This window comes from Corynebacterium sp. LaCa_70 (genome assembly GCF_058182015.1).
The window spans coordinates 2452845-2476633 of sequence record NZ_CP190914.1 but is presented as its reverse complement, the minus strand read 5'-3'; the positions used below and the strand labels follow the sequence as shown (position 1 = coordinate 2476633).

At 57.8% G+C, this 23789-nt stretch carries 23 protein-coding genes; 11 read left to right on the top strand and 12 right to left on the bottom strand.

Annotated elements, in window-relative coordinates:
- Positions 1–841 precede the first annotated feature (841 nt).
- From rpmH to ACP8MI_RS11240, 7 genes are read left to right on the top strand one after another with little or no spacing between them, the layout of a single operon-like run.
- On the top strand, positions 842–985 hold the full coding sequence (rpmH, locus tag ACP8MI_RS11270) for a 50S ribosomal protein L34 (protein WP_081604941.1): 144 nt from the start codon (positions 842–844) through the stop codon (positions 983–985).
- Positions 986–988: 3 nt separating this feature from the next.
- Positions 989–1381 carry a ribonuclease P protein component gene (rnpA, locus tag ACP8MI_RS11265; RefSeq protein ID WP_039733882.1) on the top strand — a complete coding sequence of 131 codons (393 nt, stop codon included), beginning with the start codon at positions 989–991 and terminating at the stop codon, positions 1379–1381.
- Positions 1378–1692, top strand: a complete 315-nt coding sequence (gene yidD, locus ACP8MI_RS11260; protein WP_018120669.1) for a membrane protein insertion efficiency factor YidD — start codon at positions 1378–1380, stop codon at positions 1690–1692. Before rnpA ends, yidD begins: the two co-directional genes overlap by 4 nt.
- Before the next feature lie 9 nt (positions 1693–1701).
- Positions 1702–2757, top strand: coding sequence for a membrane protein insertase YidC (gene yidC, locus ACP8MI_RS11255; protein WP_018120668.1), 1056 nt, complete (start codon positions 1702–1704; stop codon positions 2755–2757).
- Entirely contained in the window at positions 2757–3359 is a 603-nt protein-coding gene (gene rsmG, locus ACP8MI_RS11250; protein WP_018120667.1) for a 16S rRNA (guanine(527)-N(7))-methyltransferase RsmG, read from the top strand. Before yidC ends, rsmG begins: the two co-directional genes overlap by 1 nt.
- 10 nt (positions 3360–3369) lie before the next feature.
- Complete coding sequence (locus ACP8MI_RS11245; protein WP_018120666.1) at positions 3370–4323, top strand: ParA family protein; 954 nt, start codon at positions 3370–3372, stop codon at positions 4321–4323.
- A gap of 15 nt (positions 4324–4338) precedes the next feature.
- Complete coding sequence (locus tag ACP8MI_RS11240) at positions 4339–5559, top strand: ParB/RepB/Spo0J family partition protein (protein ID WP_018120665.1); 1221 nt, start codon at positions 4339–4341, stop codon at positions 5557–5559.
- 89 nt (positions 5560–5648) lie between these two features.
- Here the strand turns inward: ACP8MI_RS11240 and ACP8MI_RS11235 are convergent, their stop codons facing one another.
- The 7 genes from ACP8MI_RS11235 to ACP8MI_RS11205 all read right to left on the bottom strand — a co-directional run bounded on the left by ACP8MI_RS11235 (position 5649) and on the right by ACP8MI_RS11205 (position 16101).
- Positions 5649–6833 carry an N-acetylmuramoyl-L-alanine amidase gene (locus ACP8MI_RS11235; protein ID WP_026167893.1) on the bottom strand — a complete coding sequence of 395 codons (1185 nt, stop codon included), beginning with the start codon at positions 6831–6833 and terminating at the stop codon, positions 5649–5651.
- A gap of 101 nt (positions 6834–6934) precedes the next feature.
- Entirely contained in the window at positions 6935–7258 is a 324-nt protein-coding gene (gene trxA, locus ACP8MI_RS11230; protein ID WP_018120663.1) for a thioredoxin, read from the bottom strand.
- A gap of 124 nt (positions 7259–7382) precedes the next feature.
- Positions 7383–8306, bottom strand: a complete 924-nt coding sequence (gene trxB / locus ACP8MI_RS11225) for a thioredoxin-disulfide reductase (protein WP_018120662.1) — start codon at positions 8304–8306, stop codon at positions 7383–7385.
- Positions 8307–8446: 140 nt separating this feature from the next.
- The gene (locus ACP8MI_RS11220; RefSeq protein ID WP_236658146.1) at positions 8447–9142 is read right to left on the bottom strand and encodes an RNA polymerase sigma factor; all 696 of its coding nucleotides are present in this window, start codon (positions 9140–9142) and stop codon (positions 8447–8449) included.
- A 150-nt stretch (positions 9143–9292) separates the two neighbouring features.
- On the bottom strand, positions 9293–12856 hold the full coding sequence (locus tag ACP8MI_RS11215; RefSeq protein ID WP_018120660.1) for a murein biosynthesis integral membrane protein MurJ: 3564 nt from the start codon (positions 12854–12856) through the stop codon (positions 9293–9295).
- Between the two features lie 15 nt (positions 12857–12871).
- On the bottom strand, positions 12872–15268 hold the full coding sequence (locus tag ACP8MI_RS11210; RefSeq protein ID WP_018120659.1) for a hypothetical protein: 2397 nt from the start codon (positions 15266–15268) through the stop codon (positions 12872–12874).
- On the bottom strand, positions 15265–16101 hold the full coding sequence (locus ACP8MI_RS11205; RefSeq protein WP_018120658.1) for an NUDIX hydrolase: 837 nt from the start codon (positions 16099–16101) through the stop codon (positions 15265–15267). The genes ACP8MI_RS11210 and ACP8MI_RS11205 overlap by 4 nt, the downstream gene beginning before the upstream one ends.
- Here ACP8MI_RS11205 and ACP8MI_RS11200 point away from each other — a divergent pair.
- From ACP8MI_RS11200 to ACP8MI_RS11190, 3 genes are read left to right on the top strand one after another with little or no spacing between them, the layout of a single operon-like run.
- A complete protein-coding gene (locus ACP8MI_RS11200; RefSeq protein ID WP_375544308.1) occupies positions 16100–17590 on the top strand; it encodes a CCA tRNA nucleotidyltransferase in 1491 nt (496 codons plus the stop codon). The genes ACP8MI_RS11205 and ACP8MI_RS11200 overlap by 2 nt on opposite strands.
- Positions 17591–18337 (top strand): AzlC family ABC transporter permease, encoded by a 747-nt coding sequence (locus tag ACP8MI_RS11195; RefSeq protein WP_039733878.1) that lies wholly within the window; start codon positions 17591–17593, stop codon positions 18335–18337. It begins immediately after the preceding gene.
- Positions 18337–18684, top strand: coding sequence for a branched-chain amino acid transporter permease (locus ACP8MI_RS11190; RefSeq protein WP_018120655.1), 348 nt, complete (start codon positions 18337–18339; stop codon positions 18682–18684). The genes ACP8MI_RS11195 and ACP8MI_RS11190 overlap by 1 nt, the downstream gene beginning before the upstream one ends.
- A 20-nt stretch (positions 18685–18704) precedes the next feature.
- Here the strand turns inward: ACP8MI_RS11190 and ACP8MI_RS11185 are convergent, their stop codons facing one another.
- The 3 genes from ACP8MI_RS11185 to ACP8MI_RS11175 all read right to left on the bottom strand — a co-directional run bounded on the left by ACP8MI_RS11185 (position 18705) and on the right by ACP8MI_RS11175 (position 20042).
- The gene (locus ACP8MI_RS11185; RefSeq protein ID WP_236658145.1) at positions 18705–19040 is read right to left on the bottom strand and encodes a hypothetical protein; all 336 of its coding nucleotides are present in this window, start codon (positions 19038–19040) and stop codon (positions 18705–18707) included.
- A gap of 27 nt (positions 19041–19067) precedes the next feature.
- On the bottom strand, positions 19068–19439 hold the full coding sequence (locus ACP8MI_RS11180; RefSeq protein ID WP_018120653.1) for a Rieske (2Fe-2S) protein: 372 nt from the start codon (positions 19437–19439) through the stop codon (positions 19068–19070).
- Between the two features lie 129 nt (positions 19440–19568).
- A complete protein-coding gene (locus ACP8MI_RS11175) occupies positions 19569–20042 on the bottom strand; it encodes an SdpI family protein (protein ID WP_018120652.1) in 474 nt (157 codons plus the stop codon).
- A gap of 93 nt (positions 20043–20135) precedes the next feature.
- Here ACP8MI_RS11175 and ACP8MI_RS11170 point away from each other — a divergent pair, with 93 nt between their 5' ends.
- Positions 20136–21419: a dicarboxylate/amino acid:cation symporter gene (locus ACP8MI_RS11170; protein ID WP_018120651.1), complete on the top strand. Its 1284-nt coding sequence runs from the start codon at positions 20136–20138 to the stop codon at positions 21417–21419.
- Positions 21420–21588: 169 nt separating this feature from the next.
- Here ACP8MI_RS11170 and trpA read toward each other — a convergent pair whose 3' ends face one another.
- A complete protein-coding gene (trpA, locus tag ACP8MI_RS11165; RefSeq protein ID WP_018120650.1) occupies positions 21589–22419 on the bottom strand; it encodes a tryptophan synthase subunit alpha in 831 nt (276 codons plus the stop codon).
- 2 nt (positions 22420–22421) lie between these two features.
- Positions 22422–23690, bottom strand: a complete 1269-nt coding sequence (gene trpB / locus ACP8MI_RS11160) for a tryptophan synthase subunit beta (protein WP_018120649.1) — start codon at positions 23688–23690, stop codon at positions 22422–22424.
- Between the last annotated feature and the right edge of the window lie 99 nt (positions 23691–23789).

Here is a 23789-nt window from a genome sequence, read left to right as displayed (position 1 = left end):
AGTGCCTCGATTCTGTATGGGTCGTGTGCTTTTCGTGTTCAGGCTGCTTGCCTGGTTTCTCGCCTGGGTTTTCGTGCTGAGTTTGTACTGAGATTCGTGCTGCAGAATTCCCCAGGGGCATTCCACAGGCTCACCGTAGCCAGAAATACAGCTTGACCAGTATTTCACAGAGTTATCCACAATTGTGGATAGACTCACGGCGAGAATTATTCACAAGCTTTCACATGGTTGTGAATAACTCTTGTTCTGAAGTTTTTAGATTCTACCTGCGGGTTTGTCTTAAATCTCAAGTTTCTGTTGAGAGTTATCCACAACCCGGTGGGATATTTCCCTGTGAGTAGAAGCGACTTCCTATTACTACCCGCTTGTGTGGAAAACTGTCTAGCACGCTATTTTTCTTCGACAAGCAGCCTGAATTACACTGATGCTGTTTTCTGGCGCTGGCCCGATTTCGCTGTGGAAAACTCCCAGCACTGCCCAAGGTTGCGGTTCACACAGGGGTTTCGCGGAACCTTAATTACAGCCTTGTGGTTTCGGGGGCACCCTCCGCTGTGCTCTGTCCGCACGCGCCCGTGTGCTTGTTGTCCTGTGTAAATTGACCAACGTGCTGCGGCGTGTTGATTTGTTTTTCCAGTTCGCTGTGACGTAATCTGGCTAAGTATTTTCACAGCCTGGGTTCCAGAACCTATTCCAGAATCCTGGACTGTGTGCTTGAGAACCGAATGACACCCACGCGCCGCAGCGCTTATCCCAAAGCCGCTGGCGAGGCGTCAAGGTTCTTGAACTTGTATTTGACGTGCCAAAAAGGCAGCGTCGTACCGTTTAGTGAAGGAGATCTACCGTGGCAAAGGGTAAACGTACATACCAACCAAACAACCGTCGTCGTGCACGCGTACACGGCTTCCGTACCCGTATGCGTACGCGTGCTGGTCGCGCCATCGTGGCAGCTCGTCGCAAAAAGGGTCGTTCTAAGCTGACCGCTTAAGTCATGCTTCCCCGCCAGCATAAGCTGACTTCGCCGCAACAATTTCGGCGAACCACTAAAAAGGGGCGGCGGGCAGGATCACGTAGCGTGATAGCGCATTGCTATCAACACCAGGGATCAGAGACACTCGTTGTTTCTGGTCCCCGTTTTGGTCTTATCGTCTCGAAAAGCGTCGGTAATGCCGTCGTCCGCCACCGCACCGCCCGCCAATTGCGGCATATTTGTCGGGAGTTGTGTGCAGAACTCGATCCCAGCGTCGACGTCGTGCTGCGTGCCTTGCCCGCGCTTGTCGACGCCGAGCCGGAGCAGCTGCGTAAAGACGTGCGCAGTGCGGTTTTCCGTGCGCTACACAAGCTCGAGAAAAGATCCAAACGATCGGAAACGGCCCCACGGTGACGTATTACAACACTGATGGGCAAGCGATCCCGGATGCGCGCGGCCCCGCCCGCTGGTGCGTGGCGGCCGTGCGTTTTTATCAGAAGAAACTTTCCTCACAAAAACCAGTGTCGTCGTGCCGTTTTGAGCCCACGTGCAGCGCTTATGCCCTGGAAGTTTTCGCGCGTCATGGGGTTTTCAAAGGGCTTGTTTATGCTATCGTGAGAATTTCTAAATGCGGCCCTTGGCACCCAGGCGGCTACGATCCTGCAAGTCCGTCTGCACACCCGGCGGAAGCGCCGTCAGATTACGTTCAGACCAAGTCAGAATAAGGATTATTTGTGCTTAATTTCATTTATTATCCGATTTCGTGGATCCTCGGCTTTTGGCGTGACGTCTTAAGCCTGGTGATGGATCCGCACTCCGGATATACCTGGGTCTTGTCCATCATCTTGCTGACCATGACCATCAAGGCATTATTGGTCAAGCCAATGATTACGCAGTTGCGCTCTTCCCGGAAGATGCAAGAGCTGCAGCCGAAGATGAAAGAGATCCGGGATAAGTACAAAAACGATAAAACCAGGCAGAGCCAAGAGCTGCAGAAGTTTTATAAAGAATCCGGGATGAACCCCCTGGCTGGGTGCCTACCGATGTTGGCACAGATTCCAGTCTTCATTGGTCTGTTCCACGTGCTGCGCATGTTCAACCGCACCGAGGAGCGCTTCGGTTCACCAGGACTTACGGTCGAAGAAAACCGCAACATCCCGAACTACTCCTTCTCTGTGGAAGATGTCCAGTCATTCTTGGATGCGGACGTTTTCGGTGTTCCGCTTTCGGCATTTATCTCGATGTCCGAAGATGCCATGCAGACCTTCGGCGCTGACTTCACGCGTTTCAACATCATCGTGGTTGCCGTCCCGCTGGTGCTGACCATCGCGACGCTGACGCACCTGAACGCCCGGTTTACCGTCGGACGTCAGGAGGCTCGTCGTGCTGCGGGCAAGACCCCGCAGCCAACCGGCGACAACGCCGAGATGATGCAGATGCAGATGGGCATGATGAACAAGATGATGCTCTGGGTCATGCCAGCCATCACCTTGGCCACCGGCTTTATCTGGACCATTGGTCTGTTGTTCTACATGCTGACCAACACCATCTGGACATTCGTTCAGACTCGCATTATTTACGGCAAGATGGACCGGGAAGAAGAAGCCGAGGAAGAGGCAAAGCGGGAAGCCAAGCGCTCATCCGCACCGGCACCAGCAGCTCGGAAGCTGAACAAGCAAACCAAGAAGCAGCGCAAGAATCAGGCGCAAAACCAATCCCAGAACCCAGGCCAGAACAATTCTCAAAGCCAGGCCCAGAGCAAGCAACACAACAAGGGCAAGAAGAAGTAATGCTCGCTCGCATTTTTGGAGATCGGCAGGATCTCGCAGTTGCGTATCACGAATCCCTCGCCACCGACGCCACTACTCGTGGGTTTATTGGGCCGCGTGAGAAACCACGTTTGTGGGACCGACACATCTACAACTGTGCGGTGATCGGCGAAGCCATCCCAGAAGGCGCCCGCGTCATCGATATTGGATCCGGTGCAGGCCTGCCGGGCATCCCGCTGGCAATCGCACGACCAGACCTTCAGGTGACACTGCTGGAACCATTGCTGAAGCGGTCCAACTACCTTGCCGAGATCACCGAGAAACTCGGACTCGACAATGTCACCGTGATTCGCGACCGTGCCGAAAATCTCGGCAAAGATGCGAAATTTGATGTGGTGACTTCCCGCGCGGTGGCCCCACTAGCAAAGCTGGCGCGCTGGTCACTGCCGCTGTGTAAACCCGGCGGAATGATGCTGGCGATGAAGGGGGCGTCGGCAAGCGAAGAAATCGAGCGGGATAAATCCGCGATCAAGCGCGCACAAGGCGAACGCGCCGAAATCATCACTGTGGGTGCTGAGCTGGAAGAATCCACCACCCTGATACGTGTTCACCGCGTAAAGTAAGCTCATTGGCATGACACAGCAGCCCCGCTTGATCACGATCGCCAATCAGAAAGGCGGCGTTGGCAAAACCACCAGCGCCGTGAACCTAGCCGCTGCCCTGGCCCACCAAGGCCACACCGTTCTGGTCATCGACCTCGACCCACAGGGCAACGCCTCAACAGCGCTGGGTGTGGAGCACCGCACGGGAACAAACTCGAGTTACGAGGTGCTGCTCGGGAACGCCACCGCGAAACAAGCCGTGCAGCAATCCCCCAACCGTGACAACCTGTGGTGCATCCCAGCCACCATTGACCTGGCGGGCGCGGAGATCGAATTGGTGAGCTTGGTGCGGCGCGAATACCGGCTTTCCGACGCTCTCAAGAATGGATTTTTAGACGAATACGGGTTCGATTACGTGTTTATCGATTGCCCGCCTTCGCTCGGGCTGTTGACGATCAACGCGATGACTGCGGTGCAAGAAGTCATCATCCCGATCCAGTGCGAGTACTACGCGCTGGAAGGTGTGGGCCAGCTGCTGAACAACATCACCATGATCCGCGAGCACCTCAACGCGGACCTGCATATCTCTGGTGTGCTGCTGACGATGTACGACGGGCGCACCAAGCTTGCAGAGCAAGTCGTTGACGAAGTTCGCGGGCAGTTTGGTGCCGTGGTTCTGGGCAACGTCATTCCACGCTCTGTGCGCGTTTCAGAGGCACCAGGCTACGGGCAGACGGTCATTGATTATTCGCCAAGCTCACACGGTGCCTACGCTTATGGGGCGGCGGCCAAAGAATTGGATGAGCGCGGCGACTACGTACCCCACAGCTCTACCGGGCCGATTGGGGTGAGCCCGGAAATCTACGAGCAACTCTCGCAGCAAGCTGGCGATGATGCAGCTGACAACGTTGCGGCAGTCGATAATGCCGCAGATAACGATGCCGTAGCAAGCAACTCAGCAGACAATCCAGCGGATGAAGCATAAGGAGTAGGAGTTTTCATGGCGGAGAAAAAACCGAACCACAAACAAGGTGGCTTGGGCCGGGGCCTAGCTGCACTGATTCCTTCTGCTCAGGATGAAGACCAATCTGCACGTCCGCGCCTGGGTAATTCAGCAGCGGATGTGATCTTAGGTTCTGCGCTTGGTGACCGCGGCGCTGCTGCCGGGAAGAATGGCAAGAACGGCTCCCGCAAAGCCGTCCAGGGCGCGGAAACCGACACCGAAGATCGCGCTGATAACGGTGCCGACAAAGGCGCAAGTAAAGGAACCGACAAAGGCGCAGGCAAAGGCGCAGAGGGCAAAAAAACATCCGGAAAATCGACGGTTCCCGGTGCCCCTACGATCGCTTCGTCGTCGTCCAGCGCTGCTCGTTCGCGTGGAGGAAGCCTGGGCCCGCAATTCGGCGCTACCTACCGCGAAGTGCCCGTCGGCCAGATCAGCCCGAACCCGAAACAGCCCCGCACGGTATTCGATGCCGACGACCTGGCTGAGCTGGTGCATTCGATCAAAGAATTCGGGCTGCTGCAGCCCATCGTGGTGCGCCCGTCGGAAGATGGCTTCGAACTCATCATGGGTGAACGCCGCTGGCGCGCTGCATCCCAGGCGGGCTTGTCGACGATCCCCGCGATTGTCCGCCAAACCACTGACGATGCCCTGCTACGCGATGCGCTGCTGGAAAATATCCACCGCGTGCAGCTCAACCCGCTGGAAGAAGCACATGCCTACCAGCAGTTGCTGGAAGAATTCGGAGTGACGCAAGAACAGCTGGCTGACCGCCTAGGACGTTCGCGTCCGGTAATCACCAATACGCTGCGCCTGCTGCGCCTGCCAGTTGATGTGCAACGCCGAGTGGATGCCGGAGTGCTCTCGTCCGGGCATGCCCGCGCGTTGTTGGGCTTGCAGGAAAAAGAACACATGTCGCAGCTTGCCGAACGCATTGTTGCGGAAGGCTTGTCCGTGCGTGGCACGGAAGAAGCCGTCGTATTGCTGAATAAGGGACAAAAGCCTGCGGCGAAGAAGAAAAATGCACCGGCGCCACAGCCGGAATTCTTCACGAACACCGCCGAGCGCCTCGCCGACAAGTGGGACACCAAAGTGACAGTGTCCATGGGTAAGCGCAAAGGCAAAATGGTGGTGGAATTCGGCGACCAAGAAGATTTCCAGCGCATCATGGAACTGATCGAAGGTGCGCACGGAACGCACGGCACCGAAGAATCTTAAGGTTCTCCTGTGCCTAGGGTCGTGGGCCTAGTGGCCTGCGTAGGTGTTGGGTGTTGCCGATGTGCGGTGCTTGGTTAAAGACCAGAGCACTAGGACTGTTCTGCGCGCAGTAACTCCGCGAAATCATACGTGCCTGTCTGCATATCATCCTGATCCAACAGGTACAGGCGCTTGACCCCAACCACGATGGCTTCGGCGATGGCGTCGCGGTGTTGTGGCTGGGTCAAGATGTTGACGTCCTGCGGGTTCGTCAAATACCCCAACACCACGTCAATAGTTGGCATCTGCGGCAAACGCAGTACTTCCCAGGTACGTGCGTGATTGCGACAATCCTGCAGATCAGTACGAGCAACGATTTCCCGCTGCACAAAACCAGAAAGCTTCTCGCCGATCAACGACGACGAACCATAATTTGAACCGAAATAAAACGTCGCAGCGCCATGCGCCTTCTCGTTCTGGTAGTGATCGCAGTGCAGACTAATCACGAGGTCCGCACCAAAAGCATTCGCGATATCGGCACGTTCCCGCTCGCTGGGATCATCCATGCGCGGACGCGAAATAATCGTTTCCACACCAGCAGCAATCATGCGCCCTTCGATGCGGGAGGAAAGATCCCACAGGATTTCTTCCTCAGTGATTTCACCAAAACGCCCACGCACCGTAGCACCCTTGTGTGCCCCGCCCAGGGCAGGGTTAATGACCACCCGCTTATCCGCGAGTTTCGGTCCCGCACGGCGGACCCATTCGCGTTCCCGGATAGCTTGGGTGGAACCGCCCGTCGAAATGCGGCGCCCCAACAGCGACAATGAATGGACCGTGTTGGGCCCGCAGATGCCGTCGTCCTGCAAGCCAGAGTTGAGCTGGTAATTACTCAACGCTTCGTGGGTATTGGGCCCAAAGTGACCGTCGAGGTTGTGGCTGTAAAAACCTAGTTCCTGCAACTGGCGTTGCAGCTGGGCGACGTCGTCGCCAAACAATTCCTGTCCGGGTTGGAAGGACAACACGCGTGCACCCAAGGTGTACGAGGCATGGCGCAACTCCCGGAGAGTGATCTCGTCGATCGTGCCCGAGGGGATGATCCCACGTGACTGCTGAAATGCCTTCAGCGCGTGGGCTAATTCGGCAGTGAAGTACTTGTCTTCCTCGCTGAATTTCTGGGTTTTCCAGTCGGCCACGTCACCATCGAAATGGGCAAGCATGCCCAGCCTGGCTAGGGTGGCGCGTGCTTCGGCTACGCGAGCGGACGAATCGCCGACCTTCAATACTTCCGTCACAACGCTCCCTCGTGCAGCGTGATCGCCATGGATGTGATGTTCATAGTTCGTTGCTGAAATCGCATCAGATACAGACTGTGTTACCTACGGTGCTGCCGGGTTTACAGAACTGCATCGATCTTGCTGACGATCTGCTTTTTCGGCAGATTGCCAGTGAACTCATCCACCTTGGAACCGCCCGAATAGATCATCACCGAAGGAATCGACATCACCTGGAACATTGCAGCCAGGGTGCGTTCTGCATCAACATCGACTTTGGCTACCTTGATCTTGCCGTCGTACTCCTCGGCGAGTTCTTCCAGAACTGGGCCCAATTTCTTGCACGGCCCACACCATTGCGCCCAGAAATCAACGATGACTGGGACGTCAGATTCCACAACTTCAGACTTAAACGTCTGGGACGTGATATCAATTGTGTTGCTCATGTGGTTTGTCACCTCGTGACTTTCTATAAAGAATTACTGCGCACTCTAGTGTAGTCACAACTGAGTACTGCCACAGCGCGCGAAAACGCGCGCCGCGGCGATTAGCCCAACATTGCGAAAAATCTTATTGAGCAGCCAGGTATTCGCCAGCATCGATGGCTGCGCGGCAACCAGAACCAGCGGCGGTAATTGCCTGCTGATAGTGATCATCGACCAAGTCACCGCACGCAAACACGCCTGCAATATTGGTGTGCGTGTGAGGGTGATTAACCTTGACGTAGCCGGATTCTTCAAGATCAACCTGGCCTTTTACCAGGTCTGTGCGTGGATCGGAACCAATGGCGACAAACAATGCCGTGACATCCAGCTGGCTGGTTTCGCCGGTCTGAGTATCGCGCAAAGTTAAACCAGAGACCTTGCCAGCAGATTCGTGAATAGCGTCCACGGTCTTGTTGAGCTCCCAAGAAATCTTCTCATTGTCCTTGGCGCGCTCCAGCATGATCGGCGAGGCAGAAAAGCCTTCGCGACGGTGAATGATCGTCACCGAACGGGCGAATTTGGTGAGGAAAGTAGCTTCCTCCATTGCGGAATCGCCACCACCGACGACCGCGATATCGTGATCCCGGAAGAAAAAGCCATCGCAGGTAGCGCAGGTGGACACTCCACGACCGGTTAGTGCCTTCTCGCCTTCGACGCCGAGGTGGCGCGGTGCCGATCCCGTCGCCAAGATCACACTGCGGGCGGCAAATTCTTCATCACCCACGATGATCTTTTTGATCTCACCGTCGAGTTCAACGCGGTCTACTAACTCCATGCGCAGATCCGCGCCGAACCGTTGCGCCTGGGCACGCATTTCTTCCATCAGCTCAGGGCCCATGATGCCCTTCTGGAAACCAGGGAAGTTTTCCACCTCGGTGGTGTTCATCAACTCGCCGCCGTACTCATAACCTTCAAAAACAATGGGTTTGAGTTCAGCGCGGGCGGCATAAAGCGCAGCTGTGTAACCTGCGGGGCCAGAACCAATGATGGCGACATCGTGAACGATCATTATTTTCCTCCGTTGCTGTGCATGTGTGTCCGATATTCTACGCGCATTCACGGGCACAGCTTGGTGTTGAACCGGGTGCACACGCTTGTCGACGGTGTGTCCTTGGCCTCATTGGTTGTCGTGGCAACTAACCGGAGGAATTATGAGCTAGCTTGCGCGTTTTCCACGGCTTCGCGAACCGCCTGACGCGCCCGCCAACGCCGCGACTTCACAGTCCCCGGCGCTACCCCTTGGTGCTTGGCCACCTCGAAGATGCTGTAACCGGCAATATCTGTCAGTGTTAATGCCTCGCGTTGCTCCGGACTGAGCTGCTCGAGGGCGTCGTTGAGATAGATCCGCGCATCCACGCTCCCGGCTGGATCATACGCCAGCGCCGGATTGCGGTCATGCGGCACGACGTCCGCGTCGATCGTGGGGGTTTCCCTGCGGTGTTTGTGATTCAGATGGTCATAGCCGGCATTCATCACCAGCCGGTGCAGCCAGGTTGTCAGCGCGGATTCTGCGCGGTAGGTATCCAATTTTGTGCTGGCCTTCAGCATCGCATCCTGCACGATGTCATCAATATCGTGATCATTACCCGCATAGCGACGCGCCACTCCACGCAGCCGTCGCCGGTGCTTGGTGAAAATCGCGCTAAATGCACTGGCGTCGCCGCTACAGAAATCGTCGACAAGCTGCTGATCCGAAATCTCGTGGACTGCTGTGTCGTCGGTATGGACGCTGTGGTCTGTGTGGTGTTTGTTGTCGCTCTGCTTTCCGTTGCTGGCGTGCGTGGTCTCCGCCATGATCCCCCGATCGTTGTGGCCTTGCAGGTTTGTCCCCCTTGTGTTCCCCATTACACCGCAGACACGACAACAGCGCCGCCCGGAATTGCACAGAATACTGTGCAACAAAGACCGGACGGCGCTGAAGTTTTCTGCTACAGAGGCTTTTATCGGTGGAGCTTTGATCGGTGAGGCTGTGGAGTGTGGGCTATGGCCTAAGCACTAGGGGCGCACCTGCACATCGTCAACACTATTGAGGCCGGTCACCAGAACATCGCGCACCCGCAGCTCGCCTTCCACGCCGCTGAATTGGATGAGCACACCGCCAGAAAAGTCGTTGCGGCCATTCAGCGAAACATTATTGCGCCCCTCCATCAACGTGCCGGTGGCAATGCGCGGCAGAGAATCGCGGTCGACGCTGGCAGGATCCACCGGCGTCACGCTGGTAGTGCCGTCGTCGCCAGTGATGTCATTGACGGCGAAAACCGAGAACTTGCCGCCTGCGGTTTCGGAACGGATCACCAGATCTTTCAAGATCACCGGATCCTGGGTGGTAACCAACAACGCTGGATCAGGTTGGTGCGATTCCCACACCGTCTGCGGATCACCGTCAATGACCTCTGGAGCCTGCGGCCCATCTGGGAACGAGCGTGCGTCGTGCAGAATCTGGACCACCGGTAGTTCAATCACCGGGGCCGACGGGGTGTTGGTGGCATGAATCGCATCCGATGAGACCGGGCTGGTGTCCTCATTCGTATTAAACAGCGAGAAGACATAGGCAGCCAGGGCGGCTACGGCGATGATCAGCAAGAAGGCGAACGTGGCAATCACGATTGCACCACCACTGGAATAGCCACGGGCACCGAAACCAGCGCGCTCTTCCACATCGGGGGTGGCTTCGTCTTTGACCGGCAAAGCCTCGACGGCACCTGGATCTTCTTCCTCCTCATTGCGGATGAATCGCTGCAATCGATCAGCGATTTCGCGAGGGGTTGGGTCCAGTGGCTCTGCGGCCTGGGCTGCTGCTTGCGCGGCTGCGGTGCCACTGGTGACACTCGGCGTGTGAACCTGCGCCGGCTGATTCGACTCTGCAGATTGATTCGATTGTGCAGATTGTCCGGATTGCTCTGCCCGGGCACCCCGTTCAGCTTGGGAATCCTGCTCAGCTTGCGTATCGCGTTCAGTTTGGGAATCCTGCTGTTCCGGGTGTGCGGTTTTGCGCGGCTCGGTAATCGTCGACAATTCTTCCGGTGTCGGCGAGGTCGATTCCACCAATTGGGAAATCGCAGAATTCAGCGAGGAACGATCCCGCTCGATCGTGTTGTCGTCGAGAACCGCTGGGAACGCCAACATCGCGGTGCCCTGGGTGGAAATGCGCACCCGGTTGCGGTTGTCCAAACCGACGGTCTGGCCATTTTCGTGTGCAGTGGCGATGGTATCGGCAAACGGGGCCAACGCTTCGGCAACGGCAGCCGGGTCCAATCCATCGGATTCGGCTACCGTCTTCAGATCACTACCCGGGATCCAGTCCGCTACCACCAAACAACCGGAGCGGTAGGACAACACCCGGATATTCGGTGCGATGCCCGGCAGGTTCAACTGCGCTAGACGACGCGTGCGACGCGAGACTTCTGCTGCTGCGCGAGCGGATTCCGCCGGGGACATCGCCGCCATCGGTGCGTTACCGGTGGTGGTAACAAACGTCAGCGCGACTTCTTTTCCGGTGGCATTTTCTTTTGCCTGCCAGAACTGTGCGCCGGCGACGCTGCCGTGATCGCGCAGCAATCGGAAACGCCCATCGGAAACCGGTGCACCCGGGGTGAGGCGAGCGCCCCGGACGACACCGGCCGACATCGGTGGTGGCACAGGGCTGGAGTTGAAAGTGTCCTGTGCCAAAAAGCGGGAGGAAATGTCTTGCAGGTCGATCTCGCCGCCCGTGACATCGTCGTCGGAATCGCTGACCTTGATGAACTTCGACAGGCCCGGCAAACGACGAACCACCCGGCCCAACGACTGGATTTCCGGGATTCCGGAAAAGGACAGCACGATACCGGTGATGGTTAAAAACACCACTCCGGCGATCATGGTCGAGATCAGTGTGGCCGCAGACCGTAGTGCCGACTGCAGCACATCCGGAGCCAGATCGACAATCGCCAGACCCCAAGAATCCGGCAGGAAACGCAGCAGGAACAACACCGCGTAGGCACCCGCTAGGCCCGCCACACCAGCACCCAGCGACCAGCCGGAGGCACCAAGCACCTCGCGAGCACGCAGGGAACCGAGCTTCCGGCGCAACAGGAAGACACCGATGATGGCACCGGTGATGAAGCCGAAACCATTGGCTGCACCCAAGAGGATGACCACGGTTTCTGGGCGGGCGGCAATAACGGGAGCCAACAAGGACAGGGCAATTTTCGTCGCCGTAATACCGGCGATGATAAACGTCGGCGTCCAGGCTTCTTCTCGCGCATAAAACACGCGTAGGTGCAGCAGTACCAATGCGTAGGGGATCAGCGTGAAAGCAGAAAAACTCAGCGTCCACCCCAGCAACACCGCGCTTTCTTCCCCGAACAGGCCGTATTGGAACAAACCTTGCGCGATCGGGGTACCAAAGGCAGTAAAGAATACGACGATGGGAATCAGCGCGATAAACGTCAGCTTGGTAGCCACCGTCAGGTCACGCACTACGCCTTTATCGTCGCCGTCAGCAGCGTTGCGCGACAAGCGCGGCATAATTGCCGTCAGCAGGGTGACACCGATGACGCCATACGGCACCTGAATCAACAGCCACGCCTGCTGGTAAATGATCGGTGCTTGGGCGTCGGCAAGCGCACCGATGCGGGTAGTAATGACATAGCCCAACTGGGAAATTGCCACATAAACGATAATCGCGGCGGCCATGCCACCGAATTGCTTCAAGCGTGCATCTACGCCCCACAGCGGCTTCAGGTTTACCTTCGCCCGCCGCAAATACGGCACCAAGATCAGGCACTGGATGACGACACCGGCGGTGGTACCCAGGCCCAACAACACGACGTGGATATCGGTGATTGGTGACGGTGCAGCCGGGTTCAGTGAGCCCGGAACCGTCCAGTACAACAACAGCACGCCGATGGAGATGATGTTGTTCGCCACCGGCGCCCACGCCCCGGGCGCGAAAATGCCCTTGGTGTTCAACACCGCTTGGAACAGGGCAAAGAGCCCATAAAACACGATCTGCGGGAGCAGCAAGAATGCGAACGACGTCGCCTGGACCTCATTGACCTGCCCAGATTCGGGCAGCATCAGCCTGGTAATCCACGGGGCTGTCAGCAGTGATAACAGCGTGATCGCGCCGAGGACGGTGATTGCCAGGGTGAATAATCGCCGGACGAAGGCCTCTCCCCTATCGGGATCTTCCTTCTCCGCGCGCACCAGCACCGGCACCACCAGCGAAGTCAGCACCGCACCGAGGACGATCTCGGTAATCAGGTTGGGCAGCGTGTTCGCCGTATTGAACGCCGAAGCCACCGCGGCACCCAGGGTGGCGGTGATTAAGACGTTGCGCAGAAAGCCCGTGATGCGGGAAATCAGCGTGGCGATCGCCATTGAGCTTGTTGCGCGCACGACATCGGCATCGCTGGCCTTCTCGTCGGTGCGGCCGCCACGCAGATCGGATTTATCTTCTGTTTCTGCTACCGCGACGGGTTGCGGGCGTTTTTTCGGAACTGGTGCCGGCGGGGTTGGTTCGACGATGCGCCCGCGAGTAGATCGAACCGAACCAGTTTCAGTTTCTGTCAACGACACACCAATCTGTTTATGCTAATTCCTTCTGCGACGCCGTACCCGCAACGCCACTGCGGTGGCCAACACTAGGGTTAGCCCCGCTGCGACGCTGTATAAGATCACCGAATCGCTCCTGGTATTCACCGTGATTTCTACTGGTTGTGAAATTCCGGAGCCGGTTGGCGTGGCAAGCCATAGCCGGATATCAGTTCTTCCGTGATCTGCGGGAATATCAGCCGTCATTGATACGGTAATCGAGCCGCGAGCGGGAATGCTAACCTGCTCCGGCGTGTTGAGGCGTGTTCCTTCTGGAGAATCGAATGCCATCTGTGTAGTTACTGGCAACGGGAGCTGATTCTTGGCGACGACGAGCAGCGGTGAAGAATCCGAGACGCGGGTGTACACGTTGCCCGGTGGTGCTAGCGACACGGACTCGCGGAGTTCTTTTAATACCGCGCGGTTGGCGTTGATGCGCGTGGCGGTGGCTGCGACGGCGGCATCGTAGCCGTCTAGGGTATTGCGCTGGTGGTGTGAGAGAGCTACCAGCATATCCCGGCGCAGTGCCAGGGTGTATTCGTAGCGCGTCAATGCGATGTCGGAGTCGTTTCTCATGATCGACATCAACTCGTTGATATAGCGCACCTGCTGGCGTACCTGGGTGATCTCGAGGTCGGTAAACACGCTGGGGTCCGGGTACGGGCTTCCCGACGCTGTGCCGGAGGTTTCCGCGACTGTTGCAGCTGCTTCGTGCGCGCGCGCCTGCTCGACGTAGTTGTCACCGACGGCGGCATCTAAGGGTCGTGGGATTACGCCGGGTTCGGCGAGTACGTCGGCTGCCGCGGACAATAGAGTTTCGGCCACGGGCGCTTCTACCAGTGCGGGCAGCAGCGCGATGGTGGTGGCTGCATCAGGGGCAGGTTGTGCGGCAGTGCGCAGCATGCTGGCTGCCGTGATGTCCCGGGCATGCTCGGAAGCTTGAGCTGTGCCGGTGCGGTATTCCACCGGCGTGTAGGGCGCGGTGACTGGGCTGGCGCCGGTGTCGCTGAGTATTGCGGCGAGCGCGCCGTCGTAGGTGGAGGCGCGGAGGTTGGTTTCCGTGTCGGCGATGGCAGCGGCGGCGCTCGGCACGGCGTCGTCGGCAAGCAAAGCATGCGCACCCTCGGGAAGGTTTCCTAGGGCATAGGATGTTTCCCGTGAAACATAGCCATTTCCCGGTAGCAGCACAGGCCGAGACTCCAGTCCCAGCACTCGCTGCAGTAATTCGGGCCCGCGGTCGGTGGCTTCATGCAACATCCACCCGTCGTGGGTTCCCTGCACCGCGTTGAGGTCCGTGTTCGCCCACGGCATAGCCAGGACGCAATCGACGTCGCGGATCATATCCAGCCACTCGCGGGCGGCGTCTGCTCCCCTGCCCTCGTCGCCAAGATCCGGCTCACGGTCCGCACCCCACGAATCCCGCAGGCGCACCGGCTCATTATTAATCTCCGGGCGCTGTTCATTGACGTAATAACCCTCGGTCATCCGTGCGGCCATGTTCACCACCGCAGGGTCGAGTGCCATGCACGCTGCGCCATCGAGATCATGGTTGCGGTATGCCTCGACGAGTTCATATAAACGCCCACCGGCGGAAATCTGTGTGGTGAAATCCTCCGAGCGCACGATCAGCGGATCATCACCCGTGGCGCCCGGCACCGGGTCGATCTGGGCGGAGACCGGGACGATGACAGAAAACCCGCGCTCGGAGTTTTCTGCGGTATTTTCAGCGCTGTTGTTAGCCACGGTGTCTTCCACCGTGAAGTCGTCTGCCGTGAAATCGTCCGCCGTGAAATCGTTCGCTGCGAACCCCTCGTCAGCCGGCCCTTCCACACGCAACACCAGTCTCTCGCTGGCTAAATGCACCGGGTCCCCATCCTGAAAGCCGGTGAGCGTGAACAATACCGGATACGCGCCCGGTTGCGTGATGCTTAACGACGGCGAATCCGCCAACGCCGTAGAAATATCCATCGACGCGCTAGTGGAACTATTCGGCGCCACCGAAGCCAGATTCACAGCATTGCCCCAATACGGGAAATCACTGTGCGCCAGGGCAGCCTGCGCCTCGTCTGCAGAATTCACAGCATCAGCCCGGCGCACTGTCACCTGGACGTCGCTGAGCTCCGATGCCGAGCGATTATCAATCCGGAATTGAGCCTGCAGCTGCTCGCCCACACCCACCGGCGTGGTAGCGGAAGCACCAGAGGCGATTTCTTCCAGGGAGGACAAAGACAAACTGACGTCGTCGTCGGCAAGCGGGTCATGCGGCAAGCCCCACAACTCGGATTTCTCCGGTGAGACCGGCACTGGCTCGGGTGCGGCGATCGCGGCCGGGGCAGCAATGACACCAGGCAGAGCAGCTACCAGCAACAACGCCGAGAAAGCAGCAGGCCGGCTCATCGCGGGGTGATCCTTCCCGCCTCTTTTTCTGCTCGCGCCAACTCCGGCAGCAAATCGTGTGCCCTGCGGGCTAATTTCCGCTCGTCGGCATACGCGAGACGCTCCATCAGCTCGGAAGCCGGAATCCACGCCACCTCCGTGACCTCCGGGTCTTCGTCGTTCAGCCAACCGTCGACGAAGCGCAACAGGTGATGGTGCACCGTTTTGTGGATGCGCACGCCGTCGGAGACGAACCAGTAATCAATCACACCTAAGTTCTCGAATACCTCGCCGTGGATTCCTGTTTCCTCCCACACTTCCCGCTCGGCGGTCAGCGTATGCTCCTCATCCGGTTCGACGTGGCCCTTCGGCATGGACCACAACAGACGGCCCCGCCGGTCCAGACGGCCAATCAAGGCCACATAAATGCTGGAGAGATCAACCGTGCCGTTCTCCGCGACCGCCTCTGCAAGCCCGGATAGCACCAAACCACCCGCGGACGTTTCCGTGCGGGTTTCCATGACAGAACGCTGGGAACTGTGGCCCCTGCGCGGATGGGCGTTCTTGTTGGCGTGTTTGGGGTGTTGTTGTGACGCTTGCTTGGATGTTCGCTGCTTCGACGAGTGTTGCTTCGACGACTGCTGCTTGGAACTTTGCTGCTTGGACGAGTGTTGCTTGCCCTGTTTGCGTGCGTGGTGTTTCTGCGCAGGTTGTGCGCGTTTTTTCCCGGAGTTCTCGTCCGTGTTTTGTGCAGCATCAGTATTGCCGCCGGCGGGATTGTGACCTCCCTTCTGTGCGGCCGGGCGACGCCGGCGTCGGCGTCGACTTTTGTGGCTTTTTTCCTCGTTAGTCATTACAGATGATCGTAGTAGACTAACGGGGGTGAATTCTTCAGACACCCAGCAGATTGCTTTGTTAGCACGTGCCACCGAAGCCGTCCGCGAGCTTTCCCCGCTCTTAGCAGGATTGGTGCAGCGTTTTGATGCTGCCGGTTATCAGCTGTTTTTGGTTGGCGGTTCGGTCCGCGATGCCATGCTGTCACGTCTGGGCCATGATCTCGATTTCACTACCGATGCCCGCCCGGAGGTTGTGAAGCCAATCTTGGATGAGTGGGCTGAGACCGTCTGGGACACCGGCATCGCGTTTGGCACGGTTTCTGCTGTGAAAAAGGGCGAACAGATTGAGCTGACGACGTTTCGTTCCGATGCCTACGATGGTGATTCCCGTAATCCCGTCGTGGAGTTTGGTGACACCCTCGATGGTGATCTGATCCGCCGCGATTTCAAGGTCAATGCCATGGCCGTGGAATTAACTCTTGCCGACGACGACCCGAACGTGATCACTGGCCGGTTCCATGACCCGGTGGGTGGTTTCGCCGACATGGTCGCTGGGGTGTTGGACACGCCGGATTCCCCGGAGATTTCTTTCCGCGATGATCCGCTGCGCATGTTGCGTGCTGCGCGGTTTGTGTCCCAGTTGGAACTGCGCATTGCCGACCGGGTGCGCGCGGCGATGCGGGACATGGCCGGTGAGATTAAGCGTATTACTGCCGAGCGCGTGCAGGTGGAACTAGACAAGCTGATGGCGGGGGCCAACCCGGTGGCTGGCATCGAAGTGCTGGTGGAGACAGGATTGGCCGAGCACATTCTGCCGGAGATCCCCGCGCTGGCGATGGAACCAGACGAGCACCTGCAACACAAAGATGTGTACAAGCACTCGTTGACCGTGTTGCAGCAGGCAATTGATCTCGAGGATGACGAGCATTCGCCGGATCTGGTGCTGCGTTGGGCGGCGTTGCTCCATGACATCGGCAAGCCAGCCACGCGCGCGAAAAAGCCGGGCGGTGGGGTGAGTTTCCATCACCACGAGGTGGTCGGCGCGAAAATGACGCGGAAGCGGTTGCGGAAGCTGAAGTATCCGAAGGCCGTGATTGAAGACATCGCGAATTTGGTGTTTTTGCATATGCGTTTCCACGGCTTCAGCGAGGGTGAGTGGACTGATTCCGCGGTGCGTCGTTACGTGACTGATGCTGGTGCACTACTGCCCCGCTTGCATAAGTTGGTGCGGGCGGATTGCACCACGCGGAACCAGAAGAAGGCTCGTCGGTTGGGCCGCGCCTATGACAATTTGCTGGAGCGTATCGACGAGATTCAGGAAAAAGAAGACCTAGCTCGCGTGCGCCCGGATCTAGACGGCAACGAAATCATGGAAATCTTGGGGCTGGAACCAGGCCCAGAGGTCGGTAAGGCGTGGGCGTACCTGAAGGAATTGCGCTTGGAGCACGGCCCGTTGGGCAAAGAAGAAGCCATCGCGAAGCTGCGGGAAAAGTGGGGCGTTGCCTAAATGCCTCACTCACCTAGCAGCAAGGGGAATCCTGCGTCACACACTCGGCGGGAATCCGTGCGGGCTGGGTTGCAGGAGGCCGCCCCGGTTTTTCTTGGTTTGGTGCCGCTCGGTTTGGCTTTCGGCGTGTTTATCACGCAGTTGGGGTTCGCCTGGTGGTGGGCCCCGATTTTCTCGGTCGTCATTTATGCCGGGTCCATGGAGTTTCTCGCCCCTGGGCTGATCGGGGCGGGCGTCGGACCGTTTTCTGCTGCACTCACCGGTTTTATGGTGAATTTCCGCCATATTTTCTATGGCTTGAGTTTTCCGCGCGAGAAAATTGCGTCGGTTCCAGGAAAAATATATTCCACGTATGCGCTCACGGATGAGGCTTATGCGATTTCAGCAGCGCGGCCACACGATTCACGTGCCGACGGCACGCAGGTGCTGACCACACAAATTGCCTTGCAAGCCTCGTGGGTGGGTTCTGGCACGCTGGCTGCGCTGACCAGCGCCATGGTGCCGGAAAATATTGCGGGTATGGAGTTCGCCCTGACGTCGTTGTTTATTGTGCTCGGTTGGGAGGCTTTTGCCCAGCATCCGGATTTCTCGTTGGTGTTTGCTGCCGGGCTGTGTGCGGTGGTTGCCGGGGTCTTGGTTAACGCGCAGATGCTGGTGGTGTCCCTGTGCGCTTATTTTTGTTTCGTGTTGCTGCGGCATTTTTCGCCAGCGTTTGATTCTTGGGTGGAATTGCGGGTGCGTCGCTGATGGATAATTACGGATTGCCGGAGGGCATCAGCCTTTCTCAGGTGCTTGCTGTGCTGATTCCCGTGGGTATCGTGACCGTGGTGCTGCGCCAATTGCCGTTTTCGTTTATCAAGGTGATGCGTGGCAGCCCGCTGGTGGCTACGTTGGCTACGTTGATGCCGGTGGGTGTGATGGTCGCGCTGGTGATTTATACGATTTTCCAGCGCCCATTCAGTACTGCGGTGGTGGCCTCTACTGCCGTCGGAATTGCCGCGACCGTCGGTCTGCATATTTGGCACCGCTCACCGGCACTGTCGATTATCGGTGGAACTGCCGCCTACGTTGGCTGTATCAACGTAGTGTTTTAATTTTCCCGCTCGTGAATTTGTTAGGCCAGTTCTGGGAACCGCTGCTGTACTTCGACCCACCAAGCCGCAAAGGCGTCGTGAGAGAGATGCTGGGTGGTGATGTCCGGATAATCGCCGTAGGTATCTGGATGCGGGACGGTGGTTTTGGGTACGTCGATCTGTCCTGCGCGGTGCATCTCTTCTGCGCTGGTTCCCGGCTTGTCGACGCGCGCTGCCCCAGCGATGACTTCATCTGGTGTCAGCGCGATCATGCGGTGCACTAGGCAACCGGATCCGTTTTCTTCCAAATCCGCGAGGTGAATCGCTTTTCCCGCACCAGGGATGGTCATCGTCAGTCGCGTATATAGATGTTTCACGTGAAACACTCCCCTATTTTTGTGTATTTAACTGTGGACGTTGAGCGCGTTGCCCGCGTCATCGATGGACGCTGGTTCCAAAGGGTCACGGGCCGGGCCTGAGACCACGGAGCCGTCGGCGATCTTGAATACCGAGTTATGCGCCGTGCAGCGTACTTCATCGCCTTCGACTTTGGTGATTAGATTCCGCTGGTGTGGGCATTGTTGGGAGTATGCGACATACTTCCCCTCTTCCGGCTGCGCGATGATGTAGCCGTCGGCAATAATGGCCGATCCCACTGGTACTTCTGCCTTGGCGACTTCCAGCGGGGGTTCTTCACCGCATGCGGCCAGGAATGCACCTGCGACGGTGGTGGCGGTTCCGAGAAGGAATAGGCGGCGGGAACAATTCTGTGCCATGGTGCTCGCTCCTTGCAGTGCGTGTCAGCGGCGTATTGGGTGGGAATTAGGTGCAGCGTTTAATCGTCACAGTGTCGTTAATGCTGAAGGTTATTGCATTCGTGGTTTCGTCACTGTGATTGTGGGTGATTATTGGTTATCGGCCTGTCGAGCGGCTTGGCGGAGCGCATTCACATCGACGCTCGGCGCCTCGGCGATGTCGTGGGTTTCGGCCCCGCCACCGGAAGAACAACACCCACCGGTGGTATCGGCATTTTTCTTCGCGCTGACGTTTTGGTCATAGAGCACTGCGGTACGCGCACCGAGGTTAGCTCCGTAGGATAGTGCGATGATGCCGACGACCGTCGTCACGGCAGGAATCACCCACATGAAACCGCTGGCCTGCAGCGAGACCAATGCACCGAAGGTGAGGCTCGCCCCGGCAACCAGCCAGACTGGGCCAGCGACCGCGTGCGCGGTGATCCATGCTTCTGGTGATTTCCGTGCTTCATGTACCCGTAAACCAAAAACGCTGTTGCCAGGTAACTTCTTTAACGTGGCCAGCCCTCCCACAACGATGACGACGGCGGCCAGGGCGAACAGCAAAATGGGAACGACGATCATGCCCCCAGTCTAGCCCTGCCTGCGAGAATGACGAAAATACTTCGCTATGCTTAATGAGTCCTGAACACCACCATCCATAGTTAAGAGTTTCCTATGAGCGTTCGTAAAGTCGGCTCCTCGCTGCTGTTTCGCGTCGTGGTGGCGATCATCCTCGGTGTTATTACCGGATTATTCTTCCCGGAATGGCTAGCCCGAGTTTTCGTCACCTTTAACGGCTTGTTTAGCCAATTCCTCGGTTTCTTTGTGCCAGTGCTGATTTTCGCATTGATTACTCCGGCGATCGCCGGACTGGGTAAGGGTGCCGGAAAGTGGTTGGGTATCACCACCGGTATTGCTTATCTTTCCACCATCGGCGCCGGGTTGCTGGCCTACGCCGTGGCGGTTTTCGGTTACCCGACTTTGTTGGGCGAGCAATCGCTGGATCTCGATGTCAGCGATGTTGAGGAAGGCGCATTGACGCCGTACTTCGAAGTCGAGATGGCTCCCCCATTCGAAATCATGACCGCGTTGCTGCTCGCGTTCGCCGTGGGGCTGGCAATGACGGCGGTTTCCGCACCCGCGCTGTACAAGGGGGTGCGCGAATTCGAGAAGCTCATCATGAAGGTGATTACCGCCTTCGTCATTCCCCTATTGCCACTGTTCATCTACGGTATTTTCCTGAACCTGATGATGAACGACAACCTGGGTGATGTCATCAATTCCTTTGCCCGCGTGCTGGTGCTCTCCGTCGTCATGACCTGGGTGGTCGTCATCCTGCAGTACCTACTCGCCGGTGCACTGTCGGCAAAGAACCCACTGACCGCGCTGAAGAATATGCTTCCTGCCTACTTCACCGCATTGGGTACTTCTTCTTCTGCCGCCACGATTCCGGTGACCTACAAGTCCGTGCTGAAAAACGGTGTGGCACCAAATATCGCGGGATTCGTGGTTCCACTCGGAGCCACCATGCACCTGTCGGGTTCGATGACCAAGCTGATTCTGTATACCTTCGGCATCGTCTACTTGTCTGGCATGGATGTCAGTTTCGGGCTGGCGCTTGGCTTCATGCTGTTGTTGGGCATCATGATGGTGGCCGCTCCTGGCGTTCCGGGTGGTGCGGTGTACGCGGCACTTGGCTTGTTGGGAAGCATGCTGGGCTTTGACGAAGACATGCTTGCGCTGATGATTGCGGCGTATATTGTTGTTGACTCGTTCGGTACCGCAGCCAATATTACTGGCGACGGTGCGATTGCCTTGTTGATCAACAAGTGGACGAAGAACGGCACGGCAGCAGAAGGTGTTGGATTGCCGGACGACTATGATGTTCCTGCCGCGGGTAAAGCACTGGGCCAGGATTCATCTGGTGCCGCAAAACTGGATGAGCAAAATCTGACTTAGGCAACCGCTGCCAGAAACAGAGACTGTCAGAAACGCACTCACACTGTCAGAAACACACACTGAGAACTGCCAGTGAAAATGATTTAAGCGCCAGGGCTGGTTTAGTCCTGGCGCTTAATGCGTTGCAGCTACCGAATTGCACTACCGCGCTGTTGCTACGGCGCTGTTGCTAACGAGTTGCAGCTTTCATGCGCGCGACGTAGCCGGATACCTCGTCGGCAAGTTCTGCGAGAGTGAACTCGTTACCCTGTTCCGTGGAATTCACCCGGCCAGCAATAATACGGGTAATCGCAGAACCGGTGATCGCACCGTCCGCGCCAGCGGCCAATGCTGCGCGCACGTGCTCAGGCTCCGAAATGCCGAAACCTAAGAGCACCGGTGCACCGTCGAAACGCTTAATCGCATCGACGACAGTATCCAATCCCCCGGTCTCGGCTTCCTTATCGGCGCCAGTGACACCATGCCGGGACAGCGCGTAAATATAACCCGAGGAATTGTCACTGACTGCGCGCAAGGTTTCCTCGCTCGCGCGCGCCGGAGCGATAAAAATTTGCGAGATCCCAGCCTGCTTTGCGGCAGCCACGAATGGCGCTCCTTCGCGGGTGGGAACATCCGGGATCAAAATAGAATCTGCTCCAGCCTCGGCGCACGCGTGATAGAACTGCGCGGTTCCCTTGCTTACCGCCAAATTGCAATAAACCAGCAATCCGATTGGAGTGTTCGGGAATTCCTCGCGGATCTGACGCAATTGCTGAAACGACTTTTCCAGGCTGGCACCCGCGCGTAGCGCACGTTGGTGAGATTTCTCGATCTCCGGACCGTCGGCCACCGGGTCGCTAAAAGGAATGCCGATCTCCAATGCGTCTGCCCCAGCATTCACCGCCGCCCGGATGAGCTCTAGTGAAGCCTCATAGCTGGGATCGCCGAGCATAAAAAACGGCACAAACGCACCCTCGCGTTTTTCGCGAAGTTCAGCAAACAGTGTTTCGTAACGTCCCATGATTATGCTTGGCCCTTCTCGTCATTTTCTGCAGCGGAGTTTGTTTGAGCGGCGTTATCATCTGCATAGCGTTCCCACGCGCCGGACTCATCTTCGAGGTCGCCTAAGACGTGGCGCACGTGGTCGATGTCTTTATCGCCGCGGCCGGACAGCGAGACGACGATGGAGATGTCTTCGTCTTTACGCTTCAGGGCATAGGCCAGCGCATGCGAGGACTCTAGCGCCGGAATGATGCCTTCTTTCTGTGCGAGCAACTGGAACGCTTCCAGTGCTTCGGCGTCGGTAATGCCAACGTAGATCGCACGGCCACTGGCATGCAGGTGTGCGTGCTGCGGGCCGACGCCGGGGTAATCCAGCCCGGCTGAAATGGAATAGGACTCATCAACCTGCCCCTCGGCGTTGCGCATCAGGTACGAGCGCGTGCCGTGCAAAATGCCGACGGTCCCCTGCGTGATGGTTGCGCCGTGGCGACCGGAATCCACGCCTTTGCCGCCCGGTTCTGCTCCGATGAGTTCGACGTCTGGCTCGTCGATGAAGTCCGCGAACATACCGATGGCATTTGAACCGCCGCCGACACAGGCCACGACGACGTCGGGAAGCCCGCCAGTGCGTTCAATCATTTGAGCTTTCGCCTCGGTGGAAATCACGCGGTGGAACTCCCGCACGATCGTTGGGAACGGATGCGGGCCCGCCGCGGTGCCGAGCAAATAGTGCGAGTCTTCAAAGGTGGCGGTCCAATCGCGCAAGGCCTCGTTCACGGCATCCTTCAGCGTGCCGGAACCGGTTTCCACGGAGACCACCTTCGCGCCCATGAGTTCCATGCGGAACACATTGGGTGCTTGCCGACGCACATCCTCGGCGCCCATATACACCACGCATTCGAGATCCAGTAGCGCGCATGCCAGGGCTGTCGCGGTGCCGTGCTGGCCCGCGCCGGTTTCGGCAATCACACGCTTTTTGCCCATCCGCTTGGCCAACAGCGCCTGGCCCAGCACCTGGTTAGTTTTGTGCGCGCCGCCGTGGACGAGATCCTCGCGCTTTAAGAAAATGCGCGCTTTACCGCCCAGGCGGGTGGCTTCGGTTAACGGGGTTGGTCGGCCCAGGTAGTCCTTGAGCAGGCGTGCTAATTCATCCTTGAAGGACTGGTCCTCCATCGCGTCGACGAAGGCGCGCTCTAATTGATCCAGTGCGGGAATCAGGGATTCCGGGACGAATTGCCCGCCGAATTCGCCGAAATATGCCGGCAGAATGGTTGCACGGTCATTGCTCATTGGTGTGTCCTAGTCTGCTATTTCTGGTGCGTCTGTTGCGCTAGCTGCGTTGAGTTAGCTGCTTAATGTGTTGTTCGGATTGCCTTGTGAAGTTACAGT